We start from the raw sequence: 17,918 nt of genomic DNA, 5'->3' as shown, positions 1-17,918 counted from the left end.
TTCCGTAGAAGTCATTCCTCGGAAGGTTTAACTACGCGCAGACAGAGGTCGCCCATGGAACTTGATCTTCATTCCATTCACCATGCCTCCACGCAAAAAGTTGCTCTTCTCGACGCCTACTATCCGGGCACGGAGACGCGCACCCATCGGGTCAGTGTCTTCGGTGCCGGCTATGTTGGTTGCGTATCTTCCGCATGTCTCTGCAATGACGGTTTCCCCGTCGTCGCAGTCGATCCCGATCCCTTCAAGGTCGACCATCTCGCCGACGGTCAGGCTCCGATCGTGGAGCCGGGTCTGGACGAGTTGCTTCACAACGCCCATGACGGCGCACTGCTAAATGCCACGCAATCGGCAGCCGATGCCATCAACGACACGGATATCTCGTTCTGCTGTGTCGGTACGCCAAGTCTTCCCGATGGAACGCTCGATACCAGCCATGTGCGGCAGGTTTGCGAGGATATCGGCAAGGCACTTCGGCACAAGAACGAGTTCCACATCGTCGTCATGCGGTCGACCATCCTGCCCGGTACGATGGAAGAGATCGTCATCCCGACACTGGAGACCGCTTCCGGCAAGGTTGCTGGACGTGATTTCGGCATTGCCTACTATCCGGAGTTTCTTCGTGAAAGCACGGCGATTGCTGACTACTACAAACCAGGCGCGATCGTGTTTGGACAGTATGGGGACGATACCCGTTCGATCGACGCCCTCAGGGACCTTGTCAGCGGCATCGACGTGACACCGCACGTCATCCCGATGCGAAGCGCCGAAATCGTCAAATACGCCAACAACTGCTGGCATGCCGTGAAAATCAGCTTCTCCAACGAGATCGGCAACATCTGCAAGGCCAAGGATATCGACAGCCATGTGGTGATGGACGTGCTCTGCTCGGACACCCGCCTGAATATTTCCCGGGCCTACATGAAGCCCGGTTTTGCCTTTGGCGGCTCCTGCCTTCCCAAGGATCTCAGGGCATTGACGGCACTCGGCCGGTCGATGAACGTTCCGACACCGCTTCTGGATGCGGCCAGGCTTGCCAACACCGTCCAGATCGATCACGCGCGTTCGCTCGTCGATGCGGCACCGCACGAAAAAATCGGCTTCATCGGCGTGACCTTCAAGGCAGACACCGATGATCTCAGGGAAAGCCCGCTCCTCGAACTGGTCGAGGGTTTCCTTGGCAAGGGCAAGGAGGTGACGATCTACGATCCACACGTTGCCAGGGATGCCAGCCAGGGCCGCAACTACCTCAGGCATATCGCCGTCCATTTGCGCGACAGCATGGACGAGGTCATTGCGTCCTCCGAGGTCATCGTCGTCGGCAACAAGTATCCCGGCCTGAAGGATGCACTCGAAGCCGCCGGCATGCCGGTTACGGTGATCGATCTCGCCCGCATCGAACGGCCGCAGAACGGGAACGTCACCTACCACGGTTTGTGCTGGTGATTGTTCTGCGCCGGCCGCGGCAGGTGGCCGGCGCATCCATCCGGTGCGGGTGGAGGGAAAGCCCGGGGGCTTCCCGATTTCTGTCAGCTCTTTGTTCATGATCAATAAGGCAGGAACCATGGCGGGGATACCGTACGCCGATCACGCAAGACCTGTTGCGACACCAGTGGACCGTCTGCCTGCTGTGTCGACGTTCGGCCGCGAGGGTCGTGCCGCCGCGCGCTTTGTTGCCTGGAGCGAGACATTCGAGGCGCATCTGGCCTATATCGTCCTTGTCGTCGGCATCGCCTGCATCACCCCGATCGACAGTCTTGCAAGCGCCCACTCGGGAGCGCTGTTCGGCCTCGGCCTACTTGCGATCTGGCGCTATGGCTGGGGACTGACACATTTCGTGCGGTCCAACATCTATCGCTTTCTTGTCTTTCCAAAAATGCGCAAGGTCGCCGATGACTGCATGCGCGCCAGTGATGGCAGCGCGAGCAAACAGCGTGCCTTTCTGCTCGTGACCAGCTACCGCATCGACAGCGATACGACGGCCGCCGTCTATCGCGCCGCATTCGAGGCGGCAAAACGCGCGCCCTGCGAAACAACAGTCGTGGCATCCATTGTCGAGCTCGGCGACCAGCGGCTGATCAAGCTGGTTCATCGGCTGATCTGTGGCAATAACACGAAGGTGTCGCTGATCATCACCCGCATTGCCGGCAGTGGAAAACGCGACGCGCTCGCCTATGCCTTCCGGGCAATCTCCCGGCAGGACCCAGGAGAGGACGACGTCGTCGCCGTCATCGACGGAGATTCGATCGTACCACCCGATCTCATCGGCAGATGCCTCGGCTTTTTCCGTGCCAGCAGCCGGGTCGGGGCGCTGACGACCGACGAGGTTTCCCGGGTGCACGGCAAGGCGAAGTTCCATATCTGGTACAGCCTGCGTTTTGCCCAGCGGCACATTCTCATGTCGTCGAACGGGCTGTCCCGCAAGGTGCTCACCCTGACGGGGCGCATGTCGATGTTCCGGGCATCGATCGTCTGCAATCCCGACTTCGTAAGACAGGTCGAGTCTGATTACGTCGATCACTGGCGCTTCGGCCGCCTGAAATTCCTAACTGGTGACGACAAGTCGAGCTGGTTCTGGCTTCTGCGCAACGGCTACCAGATGCTCTACGTTCCCGATGTCGTCGTCGCAACCGTTGAGGAACCTCCGTCGAAACGGTTTTTCCCGGCGGCGACGCAGTTGATGGTGCGCTGGTTCGGCAACATGCTGCGCACCAATTCGCGGGCACTGAGGCTCGGACCGCGCAAGGTCGGCTACTTCACCTGGTGGACAATCTTCGATCAGCGCGTGTCGATGTGGACCTCCCTTGCCGGACTGGCAATGGTGTGTCTGGTCGGGCTGTTCGAAACGCCATTCGCGTTCCTGATCTACGTTCTCTGGGTTCTGGTTACCCGCTACGTATTGACGCTGATGCTGTTCAATTCCAGACCGCGGGTGTCTGCCCTCTATCCGTTTTTCATCTACTTCAACCAGATCTACGGATCGATCATCAAGACCTACATCTTCTTCCATCTCAACAAGCAGCGCTGGACCCGCCAGAAGACAACGCTTGCAGATGGTCGTACCCGTTTCGCCGGGCGGCTTCGCGAAGCGTCCTCCGCTTTCGTGCAGGTCACCGCGGTCATGGTTTTCATCACACTCGTCGCTCTCGTGCTGGGGCAATTGGCTGTCCCGGACGCATCCATACTTGCAATGGCCTACGGACTGGACCCGATAGATTGAGGAAGCGGATATGAACGTCGTCAAATTCGAAGCCGATGTACAGCGCCAGCATCCACGTTTTAAGCTTCCCTTGAAATGCATCATCGAGGGCTACCGCTATGAGTGCCTCGACTGGTCGGTCGGCGGTATCGGCGTCGCGACCGGCAAGACCCGATTACAGGAGTTCGGGACGTTTCCCGTCGACCTGGAATTCCCCTTCGACGGCTTTGTCTTCACCCTGAGAGTGACCGCGCAGGTTCGCTACAACGATCCGGTCAAGGGACGTACCGGATTCCAGTACATGTCCCTGACCGAAGAACAACTTCGCTTCCTCCGTTATGTCAGGGATGCGCATCTGACCGGTGAGGTTGTCACCCTCAACGACCTTCTCGATCTAACGAGCCGGTCGATCGAGCACCACACCCGCAAGAAGGAAGCCGAACCTCTGGAACCCTCGGGACGCCATCGCTATGCGGCGCTCGCCGAGCGGTCGCTTCGCATTGGGTTGCTCGGAACTCTCTGCCTGGCGGTCGTCCTGTTCCTGTGGGGCGCGCTCTATCAGAAACTCTGGACCTTCCGCGCTGACGAGTCGCTCGTGACGATCGATTCAGCGCCCGTGATTGCGCCGTCCGACGGGGTCCTCACCAACGTCGTGACTGAAGGGGCGGTTAAGGCGGGCGATCCGGTAGCGACGATATTGCCGACGGCCAACAACAAGAGCATCAGCGTGCTCGCCCGCTGTGACTGCATTGTTCAGGACGTTCAGGTGGAACTGGACAGCCAGGTGAGGGCCGGTCAGCGGCTTCTTTCCCTGCGTATGGCCAATGCCAAGCCGCATGTCGTGGCGATGGTCGACTACACCGAGGCGCAGCGCCTCTTCAGGGGCGCGCGGGTGCTCGTCGATCTTCCGCATGGACCGCGGATCCCGAACGCATCGATCCGGGACCTGCCGAAGCTGACAACCACCGACCTTGAATCCGGCGACCGGATCCCGATCAACATCGACGTCGGCGATGCCGACCTGTCGTCCTTCGTCGGAACGCCCGTGACCGTCCGCTTCGTGCAACTGCCTTGGACGGGGCTTCCGCTCACCGAAGCCGTAAGCGAGGCGGTCGGGGCAATCGATACCGGGAGCACGCCACCTGCACAGCCGAAAGGGTGAGACGCGCCCCGCGTGCAACAGCACGTCAAGCGAGTTCGACAGTCTGCAATGACGAGGAAACGGACGGAGTCCATGCGTATGACCTGCACAAAGCGATCCCTCGCAGAATTGACGGCCCCGGTTCTGGCTGTCGTCGTCCTCGCCATCGGCCTGGCCCCGGCATGCGCGCGGGCCGCTGATAGCGCCGACGAGATCATCGACAGGATCCACCAGTCCATCCTTGACGTCGACAAGGCCAAGGCGCCAGCCGATCGCGTCAAGGCCTATGACCGCGCCCGCGACGAGCTGACCGCATTGAAACAGGCGGCAGAGAGCGGTGACGAGGCAGCGCGAACGGGCATAGACGGATTGAAGACGGATGGCATCACGCCCGATGTCGTGACGTCCGGATCGCTGAGCGCGATCTTATCCAGCCTGACGGACAAGGGCGTCGATCCCGACGAGCGCATCGCCACGCGGGTGAAGATCGACGAGCTGATTGAAGAACTCTCGGCGCCGGCGCTGAAGGTCTCCGCTCTCGCCTATTATGCCCGCCAGATCGCAAGCGATCATGATGCGGCTCTTGCCCTTCTCGATCGGGCCATCGGCGAGACCGCCAAATTGACCTCGGCCCAGGAAAAGAACGCAGCGCTGAACGATATCGCCCAGGTTGGCGCATATGTCGAACCGATGCTGACCTCGAAGATCATCAACAGGGCGGTCAGCAGCATGTGGCCGACACGGATGCGAGGGTTTGCGCGCTACGACGTTGCCCTTCGTATCCTCGGCGATCGGAAAGTCGGCAAGACGGATGTCAGGGACGCCAAGTTCGACGATCTCTCCGCCGCAATCGAAACCGAACTCTCCGCCGGCCGGATCGAGCAGGCCCTGCTTCTCGCCCTCGCGGTCGATCCGGAATCGTCGAAACATCGCGCGCAAGCGATGAATGAGGTGCTCGATGCCGCGCTCAAGGCAAATGCCGTAAACCTGTTTCCGGTGCTGTCCACGAGCTTGGCCGACAGGAGCGACCAGGAAGACCTGATCGTCCGCATCGTGAAGAACCGTGTCGATGCCAATCGCCTGATCGACGCGACCGCAATGACCGAAGCGATGGAGACCGGTCCGGGACTTGCGGAGATCGACTTCATCCTGGCGACCGAACTTGACGATCGCGGCCTGACCAAGATGGCCCTCGAACAATATCAGCGAGGCACGACCATCGCCAAGGCGTTGAGCGGCGAGGCGAAGGAAGCAGCCCTTATTGCGGCGATCAGCGGTGCTACCGATCTGAAGCGCTTTGACGATGCCAGCGCCTTTGCAGGCCAGCTGACGGACATGGCGGGAGCGTCAAGTGCGCTTGGCAATCTTGCAAAGGCATTCGCAGACAGCGACGACCTCACCAAGGCTGAAGCGCTTCTGCCGAAAATTGCCGAACAGAAGGACCGCGAACAGGCCCTTTCAGGCATTGGTCGTGCGAAGGCAAGGGCAGGCGATCTCAATGCGGCAGCGAGCATTGCAAACGAGATCGCAAACGATGAGGACAAGGGTCGCGTGCAGTCGGAAATCGTCCGGGTCTTTGCCCGCAGCGGCAGGATCGACGATGCGCTCGGCCTTGCAACGTCGATCAAGGAGCCGGAGTATCGCGTTGAAGCCCTGCTGCGCCTCGCCAAGGAAATGTCCGGAAAGAGCGGGGCTGACCGCGCCCGCGATGTCGTCGGTCAGGCCATCAGCTTCACCGGCGGCATAGGCAAGGCGCAACAGCGTGACGACCTCTATTTGGACATCATCGACTACCTGTCAAAGTCCAATCAGATCGACCTTGCCAAATCGCTCGTCGGAAAGATTTCAGACGAGAAGCTGAAGGCCAAGGCAGCCGGACGCATCGCAAGCCGCGCCGCCCTGTCCGGCGATGCCAAGAGTGCGTTTGCCTATCTCGACAGCCAGCTCTCGGCGGGCGAGGAGGCCATCAGGGCCGAGGTGCTTGTCGCAGCCGCGAGCGATCCGGCCTATGTCAAGACAGCTGTCCTTTCCACCCGTGACATTCGCGATCCGATGTTGCGCGTGAAGACGTTTCGGGCCATCGCTGAAGTGCAACTCTCCCATCTCGACCGCCTCGGTTTCGGGATGGGCAGGGGCGAGCCTGCGGACTACGTGATGCCAGTGAGCGGGGCGCAGGACAAGGACCAATCCACCGCAGGCGTGTCCAAGTCGATCTTCAGCGACGGCAGGATGTCGATCCATACGACGTCGATGTCGACGCCGCCGCTTGCCCAGGGCTATCCAGATATCAGCAAGACCGCAGCGACCACGCGCGCGATGATTCCGCTGCCTGTCGCGGGGCGTGTCTCGATAACGCTTGGAAACCTCAGTCCCTATGAGAGCAAGTTCATGGAAGATCTCGCCGGCGGATCGACCGGCCTCTCCCATGCGGCACGGGCGCAGGGCCTGCTTTACCCGCGGATCATTGTTGTCCAGAGCGGCATCTATACGCTTGGCAGTCTGGCGATGCAGCTCGGCAGCGTCGGCGACACGCCGCTCATCGAACGGGACGGTGATGTCGTGACCCTTCGCGCTCCCTTGCTCGTCGGCGAGGAAGCAAGCCTGATCCTGTCCGGCCAGGAGGCCTCCGTCTATCGCCTGTCGGCAACTGGCGGTGCCTTCATGGCGATTGCCGGCAAACTCTACATCCAGGACACGACGGTGACATCGTGGGACGAGACGCTGAACGAGCCGAGGAGCTCCAGCAAGGCCACGCGCGGATCCTTCCGCCCGTTCATTGTCGGCTGGAGCAATTCAGAAATGTATATTGGCGGATCGGTCATGGATTCGCTGGGCTATGCAGCCTCGAAGTCATTCGGGCTGACTTTTTCGGCCGGTCCGAAGGCCATCGCCAAGGCCCGCGATGCCTTGAAAAACCCGACCGGCATTGTCGTCGAGAACTACTTCCACAATTTCGAATACGGCTTCTACTCCTATGAAGCCGATGACATCTCCCTTGTTGGCAACGAGTACGCGAACAATGTTCTGTACGCGGTCGATCCGCACGACCGCTCGCAGCGGCTGCTGATCGCGCTCAACACCGCCCACGACACCATCGTGAAGCATGGGATCATCATCTCGCGCGGCGTCGACGCCAGCTGGAAGGTCGGCAACGTCGTTTTCCACAACAAGGGCTCCGGCCTCATGCTGGACCGCGACAGCGTCGACAACCTTCTCTATGGCAACTTCTCCTTCGAAAACGACCAGGACGGACTGACCTTCTTCGAAAGCAGTTGCAATCTTGCGGTCGCAAATGCCTTCATCGACAACGGCCGGTCCGGGATCAGGCTTCGCAACAGCTGGGATGTCGCCGTCAGGGACAATACGATCGTTCGCAACAAGCTCGAGGCGATCAGCGGTTACATCAGCGACCTGTCTTCCGCGCAAGACGAGCACAGGCGCGATCTTGTCATGGATCCCTATGTGCCGCTGACAACCTTCACAGCGACGGGCAACCTGATTTCCGCCAACGGCAAGGGCATCAAGGCGGACGGTGCTTCCGGCGTGACGCTTGCGCAAAACGAATTCCAGAGCCAGGAAGGACGCCTACTCGACGGCGACGCCCGTCCCTTCGAGGGACATGTCCTGCGCTTCAACGGGCATGAACCTGTCGCAATCGCCTCCACATGCCGGCCGCTGCGCCCGGTCAACTATGAATGTGCGTTCCGCAAGGCCGGACTGGTCGGGGAAAACGATGCCCTCTTCTTCGACAGCAAAGCAGAAGGCAACTGCACGGACACGCATGGCTCGGTCCAGTTCGATGGCTTCCACGCAAAAGGAGACAGCACGTGAAAAAAGCGGCTCCCATGTTCATGGCCGTGCGCCACGGGCTCGCCTTCCTGGCCCTCCTATCAACTGTGGCAGTATCGCCCCTTGAGACGCTGGCGGCGGCTTCAGAGACGACCGACAGCGCTTCCTATCAGGGCCTCTTCGACGTCGCAGCCCGCAGGGCATTCCTCGCGCAGAAATCATCGTCCGACGCACGCAAGGCATGCCTGTCGGTCGACGCCGATCCAAAGTGGATGGACATCGAGATTGTCAAGGGCCTGACGACCACCGAAGGCTACGGAACCGACGGGTCCGGCAACCAGTATGCGTTTGCTGTCATGGTGCTCTCTGGCCGCGCACTCGCGGGCGACAAGCGTGCGGAGGACATGCTGAAGCGGTTCCTGCTGAAATGGGCGGACGCCGGCGCATTTTCTAAGACCGAGAAAATCCACGACGCCTATTACGCCCTGAAGCGGCTGATGCTGCCGACCGTTGTTGCCTTTTCGATCATTCGCGACGGGCTCAGCGATGAAGACAAGCAGAAGCTCACTGCCTGGATCGATCCGCTGGTTCGGCGCACCGACCAGATGTTCGAGGGAAGTGTCGACTACAACAATCACCGGTATCTCGCCGACAGCGTGCTGATGGCCTGGGGCAGCCTGACCGGCGACCGGGCGCTCTATCAGAAGGGTATCGACCGCTTCCGCGTCATCCTTGACGATGCGCGCGCCGACGGCAGCCTGCCTCTCGAAACCCGCCGCGGTGCGCGCTCCCTCTGGTACATGCGCCAGTCGCTGACGAGCATGACCGTCATGGCTGAAATCGCCAGGGGCGCAGGCGACGATCTGTTCGACGCCACGGCCACGTCAGACGGTGCCAAAAAATCGATGTGGACGGTGCTGTCCTACTGGATGAACGGCATGACCAACCCGATCCTGGTCAACGCCTACGCGGCGGAGAACTATATTCCAGGTCCGGAGGAGGATTTCATGAAGCCCGATTTCGGCTTCCTGGAAAACCGCGGCAACGGACGGCACTATCTCGCCTTCCTCGAAGCCATCGCAGTGCGCGAGCCGGAGAACTTCCCGGGCAGGCGGGCAGGGGCCCTCCTCGAGCGGGAAGGTGCGAACGAACGTCCTCTCATCGATGAGTTCGCCGGTGGCAACGCCACCTGCTTCTGGAGGCAAGGATGACCCGTTGCCGGAACCGCCGCCACTCTGTTCTTGTCGCAGCCATGTGCCTCGCTTTGTCGACGCCTGTCCTGGCAGCCGACGAAGCGGCGTCAGAACTGGTGGTAGAACCGGCACAGCAGGTCGATCTCCTCATTCAGCGCCACGACAGCGACGGTCTGGTCAAGCTCGCCAGACAATTGCAAGGTGGGGATGCGGTCTCGGTCGACAATCCGCTGCGGGTTCCGGATTTTCCAAAGGCGCGCCAGGCGTTTGAAGCTGCCGTGACGATTCCGGGTCCAAGACAGGGCGAAGCAAAGCTCTTTCTCGCCAAGATGATGCTGAGCGGGGAGGGGGGACCGGTCGATGTCGACCGCGCGCTGTCCCTGCTTGAGGATGTCATCAAGGCAGGCAACGCCGAAGCCGCATTTCTTCGCGGGCAAAGGCTGGCATCGCGTCCAGACCGGATCGCGCAGGCGCGTGATGACCTCAATCTTGCCCTTCGCCTTGGCGACGCGGCGGCAGCATTCGAGCTTGCCAAGCTTCCCGGCTCGACCCCTGAACAGGCGGCCGCCATGACGCAATTCGGCATCAACCTCCTTGGCCAGCGAGCCGCGCGCGGCGACGCCAACGCCGCATTCGATCTTGGTGGCTACTATCGCAGGCTATCGGCCAAACCGGAGGATCAGGAAAAGGCACTCTCCTGGTACCGCAAGTCGGCGGAACTCGGACAGGCGACGGCCACCTTGTGGGTCGCCCGCCTGCTCGCAAATCCGGACTCCCCGCTGTTTGATCCCGCCGCCGCAGTCAAGCAGTACGAGGCGGCCGCGCGCGAGGGGTCGATCGAGGCTGCACAGGAGCTGGTCCGCGATTTTGCCGATGCCGGCAAGCTTTCCGTGCCACCTGCAGTCTATGACACCTGGATCGGAAAGCTGATCGACGCCAAGGACGCCACGGCGGTCCTCTACTATTCGCAGGCATTGCAGGAGACGGCCGAGCAGCGCAGGACGTCGTCGGACGCCCTTTACGAGGCGACGATGTCCGGCCGGGTGGCTCCCGAGGACCTGGTCCGGATCGGCGAGAGCTTCCGGGACGGCGCCGGCGTCGTCATCGATCAGACCCGCGCGGCAAACATTTTCAGGCTTGGCGTCGAAAACGGATCGGGCGCGGCGCTGACACGGTTCGCCCATATCGTCATCGATGTCCCGTCACTGCGCAGCCATGAAAATGTGGCGCTTGCCGCCGCCAAGCTGTCTGAGCTTTCCTCAAAAGGCAGCGTGACCGGGGAAATGCTGCTTGGCGACATGTATGCGAAAGGCGTCCTTGGCGCCGTCGACGAGACGAAAGCCATCGATCACTATCTCAAGGCTCTTGCACATGCAGAATCGGTCGAGGTCCTCAATCGCGTTGCCGACGTCTACCTTTCCTCCCCCGACAACGATACGCAGAGGAAGGCCTTTCCCTTCATCGAGCGCGCATCGAGCGCCGGCAGCGAAAGCGCCATGCTCAAGGAGGCCCAGGCTTACGCCGATGGCAAGCTCGTCCGCCAGGACTTCGACAAGGCTGTGACCCTCTACAGGAAGGCAATCGCGCTTGGTGCCACCGACGCACTGGTAAACCTTGCCAACCTCTACCTCTCGCGTGGCGGAGACAGCGCGTTCAAGGACGCGCATGAAGCCTTCTCCAGTGCGATTGCAGCGGGAAACCGCGAAGCGCCGGTGGAAATGGCAAGGTTCCTCAAGGCCAACGGCAAGCTCGACGAAGCGATCAGCCGATTGACCACGGCCGCCCGGAAGAAGAACAGCCCGGCTGCCGTCGAACTTTACCAGTACCTTTCGGAGCGGGCCCAGAATCCTGATGTCGGCATCCAATGGCTGCGTCTTGCACTGAAGACCGTCAGCGATATCCCACGCGAGAAAGTACGTCTGGCAAGCGCCATGCTGCTGCCTTCCGACGTCAGGCTGAACGGTCAGGCTGCCTTCATGCTGCGTGAACTTGCCGGCGCGAATATTCCAGGTGCCGCCGTTGCCCTCGCCAATGTCTACATCGAGGGGAAAGGGGACGCGAAGGATGTTCCGGCCGGCCTGGAGCTGCTCGAACAGGCATCGCAGAAGGGTGAGATCGATGCCCTTACGAAACTCGGCGATCTCTACATGGATGGCCAGTTTGTCGAGGGCGACGAGCCGCGGGCCGTCGGCTACTACCGTGCCGCGCTGGTGATCCATCCGACAGATCCGTCCGCTAACATGCGCCTGGCGCGAGCCTATCGCGAGGGCCGCGGTGTCAAGCGCGATCTCGCGGTCGCGGCGACCAACCTGAAGACGGCCTCCGATGCTGGCAATCCGATGGCGACACGCGAACTTGGCCTCGCCTACATGTGGGGCAGCGGTGTCGAAAAGAAGGAAGACAAGGGCCTTCAGCTGCTGCGCTCGGCGGCCGACCATGGCTATGCATTTGCCTGGCACGACCTTGCCGAAACCTATGGTTCAGCCGTCGGACCCGGTGTCGATGCATCGCAAGCATTCCGGATGAACATGCGCGGCGCAAAGGAAGGTCACGTCTCCGCGATGATCGGGGCCGGCATCGCGCTTCTGTCCGGCTTCGGCACCCAACGCGATCCCGAGGCTGGCATTCTCTGGCTGGAACGGGCGTCTGCGAGCACCGGATGGGATGCCTCCGACGCCATGTACCGTCTGGCCGAGGTCTATCAATACGGCATCGGTGTCGACAGGAACCTTGAAAAGGCACGGGAATGGGAGCTTCGTGCCGCCAATGCGGGAAGCACCACGGCAATGTTTCATCTCGCCCTGCAACTCGAAGCCGACAATACGGACGCAAGCAGGGCCGAGGCCATCAAATGGTTGGAGAGCGCCCGGGCGCTGAAGCATGTCCAGGCCGCCAAGAAGCTCAGGACGATGCAGGCGGGAGACGGCACGGCCGCATCCTCGCCAGGGGCAGAAGACAAAGGGGTGGAAGACAATGGTGTGGAAGAGTGAGCGCCAACGCAGCGTCACGTTTCGCAAGCGTCTGCCGCGTCCGCCGCTCAGCGGCGTGAACCTGCAAGGAACCCCCGAGAGCAGTTGGCGGGTGCTGGCGTGCACCGCGCTGATTGTTCCGGCACGTGGCGATCGCGATCACGGCCCATCCAATGACTGGGTCGTTCTGGTGAGAGACGAAATCCTCTCGCAAGCGCGCCAGCGCCTGCACCGGAGAGGAAAGGCCACCCGCAGCAAGAACGACGACGACCGGAAGCAGTAAGGTGATGTTGGCATGGCGAACGGAAACAGCAGATTGAATGCGGTAGAGGCTCGAAACGGCCGGCCACTTTTCGGACTGGCCGTGACTGCCATGCTTGCCCTATACGCGCCGATCCTTTCGACCGGGGCGATCGCCGCCCCGGGCACGTTGATCCCGTTGAGCCCCGATTTCGACTACTCGCATATCTGCGTCACGCCGCCCGCCGCGCCTGCACCGCGAAACTGGAGCAGCTGGAACGGCAAAAGCGCCGGCACGATGTCACCGGACGACATGCTGAGAGATGCCCAGACGCTCTTCAATCCCTATAGCCGCTTCACAAGAAGCCCGGCCACCGCCGAACGTATTGCCCGCTACCTCATAGAGGTTCCCTTTGCGGGATCAGGACGGGCACTGCACCTTTATGGCCGTATCCTTGCAGACAAGGATGATGCTTCTCTTCACGGCGATGAGATCGTCAAGGTCGAGACTGAGGCAATCAGGCGCGGCACGATCGAGGCGGGAACTTTCCTTGGCAGGCTCTATCGCGAAGGGTCCGTCATCCCTGCCGACGCCGCCAAGGCGCTGAGCTACCTGACAGCGGCAGCAAATGCCGGCGATCCGGCCGCCGACCTCGAGCTTGCCCGTCTCTATTTCCGCAATCCCCAATTGTCGAGCAATCCGGATGAAAGCCGTGTCTATCTTAATCGCGCCGTGGCAAAGCTGTCGGAAAGGCTGGGAACGGGCGATTGTAGCGTCCTGACTGCATTCGCCGACATCATGACCGATGCCGATCTCGGGCTCGATGACCGGGCGGGATCCGCACAATGGCTGCAGGCCGCGGTGAATCTCGGCGACGTCAGGGCCATGTCGACACTTGCGCGGCGCTATCTGCAGGAGACCGATGACGCGAGCAGGCAACAGGCGACCGACTTGCTGAGACAGGCGTCGGCGCTTGGCCATTCCGCAAGCCGGCTTGCCCTTGCCGACCTTCTGCTTTCGACCTCGCCTGACGGCAGCGGCCGGACCGAGGCATTCAACCTGCTTGCCGCGGAGGCAGAGCGCAACAACCCGCGCGCCTATGAAATGAAGGCCGCCTACTATCGCGGCGGCTACGGCGCCGGCGTCGATACCGGGCTGGAGCAGCAGAATCTCGAGAAGGCGGCGGCACTGCCCGATGCCAATCTGAAGACGCTGGAACGGCTCGGCACGCTCTATGCCGGAGGCTCTGCCAGTGCCGCCGACTTCGAGCGCGCCAGGAAGGTGCTCATGAAGGCTGTCGATCGCGGATCGTCCCTTTCGGCCTTCGAGCTCTACAAGCTTTCGTCTGGAGACAAGCCATCGATCAAGCTCGACGAAGATCCGCTCGCCTATCTCAAGACGGCTGCGGACCGGGGCCTTGGGGTCGCGATGAGCGAACTTTCTTTGCTTTATTCCTGTGGCGCCGGCGTCGAGAGGAACCCTGAGATCGCCCATGCCTGGCTCGAAAAGGCCGCAGCCGCCGGCAATGTGGCAAGCCTCCTTGCATTGGCGGATGAAGCGGCAGCCAAACGAACAGATGCAGGAAGCGCCGCATCGCTCGACTTTCTCAAGCAGGCGGCCGAACAGGGCGACGTCGAGGCCATGATGCGCATCAGCCTGTCCTATCGCGACGGGCGCGGCACGCAAAAGGACGGCGAGGCAGCCGAAGCCTGGCACAAGCGCGCCGTAACATCCGACCCCGGCGTTGCAGCGGTGACCGAGGCACGCTCGCTTCTGTCGCCCGATGCTCCCGAAAAACGCGATGCCGTCAAGGCACGCGCAATCCTCGAGACAGCGGCCGCGACAGGCAACCCGGACCTGCTCTTCGAACTGGCGAGGCTTTATGCCGATCCCGATCCGACACTCGAGCCCGATCCCCGGAAAGCTACATCGCTGTTTGCGGCGGCGGCCGCCAAGGGAAGCGTTCCGGCCATGCTGCGGCTGGTGGACATGAGGGTCGCAGCCGCGGATGGTGGTGGCATGGAATGGCAGCAATGGCTCGGCCGGGCGAGCGCCACAGGCGATCTGCGCGCCACCCTCGTGCAGGCCGACGTCGAGGGCCGCGACGACCGGAAGGCCGCCATTCTGAAGTCTGTGCTCGACCGGCCACTCTGCTCGGAGAAGGAACAGGTGCAGGCTGCCCTGGCGATGCGGTCCGTGCCGCAGTTCAGGCAGAATTATTTCGATCTGTTCGACAGGGTCATGGCAGCGCCGATGCGGGACCCGACCACGCAGTATCAGGTCGCAAGGTTCCTTCTCAATGAGCGCCCGGCCGACAAGCCAAGAGCGATCGAGCTGATGAAGACCGCCGCGGAAGGCGGAAAGCGCGAGGCCATGCGCGAGATCGGCCGGATGTACGGAGCCGGCGATGGGCTGCCGCTCGACGAAAAGAACAGCTACATCTGGCTCCTGAGAAGCGCTCGGCTCGGTGACGAGGGCGCCCTGGAAAGCCTGGTCAAGGAGATTCTGTCCGAGCAAAGCTCGCTCAATGATCCGACAAGCGGCGACGCAAAGATCGATATCCTGCTACGTGATCTCGCGGCCGAGAATTCCGCCCAGGTCGCCAGTCTTTTGTCCAGGCTTTATCTGAGGCTCGCCGAAGGAAGCCCGGCCTTTGCGCCGGCGGCAAAGACCTGGACCCTGAAGGCTGCCTCGCTCGGAAGCGGGCCGGCCATGCTCAACGTCTCCGATTTTTATGCCGCCGGCACGCACGGGTTCGAACATTCCGACAGCATGAGTACCGAATGGCTCGCCAAAGCGGCGCACGCCGGATACCGCGGGGCATTCGAGAAGTACGCGATCGCGTTGCAGATCGGGTTCGGCACGAAGCCCGATGCAGAAGAAGCGCAGCGCTGGCTTGGCCGGTCGACCGACCAGGCAAGATGAAGAGATGAAGGCAGGAGCAGGCGTCATGAAGAGCACCCTTTGCATAATACTGACCGCTCTGATGGCAACAGTTGTCGCCATGCCGGCGTCGGCCAAGGTTGTGAAGCCGACGCCGAAGCCCGTAGTCGAGACCTACGCAAACTTCGAGGCGATGCGGATCGCAAAGGGATGGCCTGACGCCGCCGCAGCAGCGAGGCTTCCCCTGCCGAAACGGCTGCTGATTGCAACGGCAGCTCTGACCACCAAGGACAGGTTGGTGCGTGATCCCGATTACGGCTTCGCGCTTCTGCTCGCCCAGCCGACGTCGCGGGACGCCACCAGGCTTCTCGCCAAGGGCGTACTGATGAACGACTATAGCTTCGGGGAGAGGACGCCGGCTGTCCTTCGCTCGCTTGCAACCGAAGCGATGCGCGGATGCAAGAGCTGTGTGGCGGCCTATGGATTGATCCACTTCGAAGGCCAGGACATCACCCGGAATGACGCGGTCGCCTATAAATGGTATCGCTGGGCGGCGGTCGTGGGAAATGCAAAGGGTATCGAGGCATTGTCCCTTGCTCTTGTCGAAGGACGCGGTACGCCGAAGAATATTGTCGAGGCCAAGAAGTGGGCCGCCCGCCTCGAACCGGCGCGCCGGGCAAAGCTCTACACCGAAATGGCGAAGCGGGTCGTGCTGAGCAACAGCCAGGAGGACATGGCGGCAAGCTCCGACCTCCTTTTGCAATCGATGGCACTCAATCCCGCCGATGCCGGCCGGCCGGCAAAGCAGCTTCTCAATCTCGACTACGCTCCGGAAGCGCAGGACAAGGCAATGGCGGCGATCCGGGCCGCCGGGCCAAAGGCTGATCCAAATGCGCTGAAGATCATGGCAGAAGTACTTTGGAAGAGGGGAACACCTGAGGCGGTTGCCGAAGCCGTCTCGATGTTCCAGACATTGGCCCAGGGCGGCGATCCCGAGGCCGTCGACTACCTGTCCAAGGCGCTCGCCCGCTCGGATCTCGACAAGGACAAGAAAGACAAGATCATCGCAAGTCTGACCCTGGCGGCAGACAGTGGTTACGCACAGGCCTCGAAGGCACTTGGCAATGCCTACTACTACGGAACCGGGGTCGATGCCTCGCTCGAAAAGGCCGAAAGCTACCGCGAGCGTGCTGCCAGGCAGAATGATCCCGAGGCCCAGTATCTACTTGGCATGATGCTGCTGCAGTCGACGAGCGATAGACAGAATGACGAAAAGGGCCGGCAATGGCTGGAGAAGTCCGCGACAGGTGGATATCCACTGGCACGGGCCGCGCTCCAGAAGCTGTCGTCGAATTGAGCTCCGCAGCAGGATGCCTGCCTCATAAAGGATCAGCAGTCGCGCAGCGGCTCCAGCTTTGTCTTTCCCGCCTTTGTCTTCCTGGCGTCGCCATCAAACGTGTTGCCGCAGACCTTGCCCTGCGGGCCACGCTGCGCCTTGACGACGCCGACACCCACTTTCCGGAAGGTGTTGCCGTAGACGTCATTGTTGATGCCATCCGTGTCGCTGTCGCCGCCGAGGCGCACACCCGCCCCCCTCACGTCGCTGACGGTGTTGTAGCGGAACACGTTGTTGTTCCCGCGAGAATCAAAACCGGCGGAATTCTTGTCCCTCTGGCCACTGCACTGGTTGTGCTCGACGATGTTGCGGCTCGATCCCTCCTTGATGTCGACGCATTCATTGCCGTTCGTATCGATGACATTGTGATGCACGTGGTTGCCGTCGGAAGCATCGACGGCGCGGTCGGGTGCTCCATGGGCGCCGCGCTGCTCGGGCGCGGTGCCGATATAGATTCCTTCACCGTTCTTGCCGCCGCCCCTGAAGGCGAAATCATAGAGGCCGCAATTGCCGATCGTGGAATAGGCAATCTCGTTTTGACGCGTCTGGTAGCGCAGCCTGATGCATTCGCCACCGGCATTCCTGACCGACATGTTCACGATGCGAAGACCCGTCACGCCATCCCCGGGCCTTTTGCCGACCGCATAGATCAGCTTGTCCCTGTAACTGCCCTTGTCGTGGCGGGCGCCGAATTTTCCATCGACCGTGAAGCCCCGCAATTCGAGATAATCATGATTGATCTCGATCACCCTTGCTGCACCGCCGCCCTTGACGACCGCAGAGCGCGGACCGGTGATGATGATCGGCTTGCCGGGCCTGCCGTCGCGGACCGTCTTGAAGTCCTGGTAGTAGATCCCCGGCTTCAACCGGATCACGTCGCCTGGCGCAGCTCTTTCAAGCGCGGACTGGATCGTCCTGCCTCCGGATGGCGTAACGTCAATCGTCGCCGAAAGCCCGGGGCTGGCGAAGGCCGTGCATGCACAGATCACCGTCACAAGGACGGCGTAATGACGGGACGGGAATGCAGGGGCCATTGCATGTCTCTCGCGTTTCATCGACGGATTGAGGCGGGCAGTGCAAGCAGGCTTTCCAATGGCAGATGTTTCG

Annotated in this window: 10 protein-coding genes; 9 read left to right on the top strand and 1 reads right to left on the bottom strand. The window is 61.5% G+C overall.

What is annotated here, in order from left to right:
• Nucleotides 1-54 precede the first annotated feature (54 nt).
• From FHT76_RS31625 to FHT76_RS31585, 9 genes are all read left to right on the top strand, one after another.
• Nucleotides 55-1,446: a nucleotide sugar dehydrogenase gene (locus FHT76_RS31625; protein WP_183757390.1), complete on the top strand. Its 1,392-nt coding sequence runs from the start codon at nt 55-57 to the stop codon at nt 1,444-1,446.
• Between the two features lie 118 nt (nt 1,447-1,564).
• The gene (locus FHT76_RS31620) at nt 1,565-3,220 is read left to right on the top strand and encodes a glycosyltransferase (protein WP_183864474.1); all 1,656 of its coding nucleotides are present in this window, start codon (nt 1,565-1,567) and stop codon (nt 3,218-3,220) included.
• 10 nt (nt 3,221-3,230) lie between these two features.
• The gene (locus FHT76_RS31615; RefSeq protein ID WP_259131528.1) at nt 3,231-4,361 is read left to right on the top strand and encodes a PilZ domain-containing protein; all 1,131 of its coding nucleotides are present in this window, start codon (nt 3,231-3,233) and stop codon (nt 4,359-4,361) included.
• 78 nt (nt 4,362-4,439) lie between these two features.
• Complete coding sequence (locus FHT76_RS31610; protein ID WP_259131526.1) at nt 4,440-8,171, top strand: right-handed parallel beta-helix repeat-containing protein; 3,732 nt, start codon at nt 4,440-4,442, stop codon at nt 8,169-8,171.
• Nucleotides 8,168-9,340 (top strand): alginate lyase family protein, encoded by a 1,173-nt coding sequence (locus FHT76_RS31605; RefSeq protein ID WP_183864472.1) that lies wholly within the window; start codon nt 8,168-8,170, stop codon nt 9,338-9,340. Before FHT76_RS31610 ends, FHT76_RS31605 begins: the two co-directional genes overlap by 4 nt.
• On the top strand, nt 9,337-12,312 hold the full coding sequence (locus FHT76_RS31600) for an SEL1-like repeat protein (RefSeq protein ID WP_183864471.1): 2,976 nt from the start codon (nt 9,337-9,339) through the stop codon (nt 12,310-12,312). The genes FHT76_RS31605 and FHT76_RS31600 overlap by 4 nt, the downstream gene beginning before the upstream one ends.
• On the top strand, nt 12,296-12,574 hold the full coding sequence (locus FHT76_RS31595; protein WP_183757385.1) for a hypothetical protein: 279 nt from the start codon (nt 12,296-12,298) through the stop codon (nt 12,572-12,574). The genes FHT76_RS31600 and FHT76_RS31595 overlap by 17 nt, the downstream gene beginning before the upstream one ends.
• A gap of 12 nt (nt 12,575-12,586) precedes the next feature.
• On the top strand, nt 12,587-15,457 hold the full coding sequence (locus FHT76_RS31590) for a tetratricopeptide repeat protein (RefSeq protein WP_259131522.1): 2,871 nt from the start codon (nt 12,587-12,589) through the stop codon (nt 15,455-15,457).
• 25 nt (nt 15,458-15,482) lie between these two features.
• Nucleotides 15,483-16,772 carry a tetratricopeptide repeat protein gene (locus tag FHT76_RS31585; protein ID WP_259186203.1) on the top strand — a complete coding sequence of 430 codons (1,290 nt, stop codon included), beginning with the start codon at nt 15,483-15,485 and terminating at the stop codon, nt 16,770-16,772.
• 32 nt (nt 16,773-16,804) lie between these two features.
• On the opposite strand, the gene FHT76_RS31580 is transcribed toward FHT76_RS31585, so the two are convergent.
• Nucleotides 16,805-17,845 (bottom strand): nitrous oxide reductase family maturation protein NosD, encoded by a 1,041-nt coding sequence (locus FHT76_RS31580; protein WP_246712752.1) that lies wholly within the window; start codon nt 17,843-17,845, stop codon nt 16,805-16,807.
• Nucleotides 17,846-17,918: the final 73 nt, after the last annotated feature.

It is taken from the genome of Rhizobium sp. BK176 (genome assembly GCF_024808055.1).
This window is presented reverse-complemented; position numbering and strand designations above follow the sequence as displayed.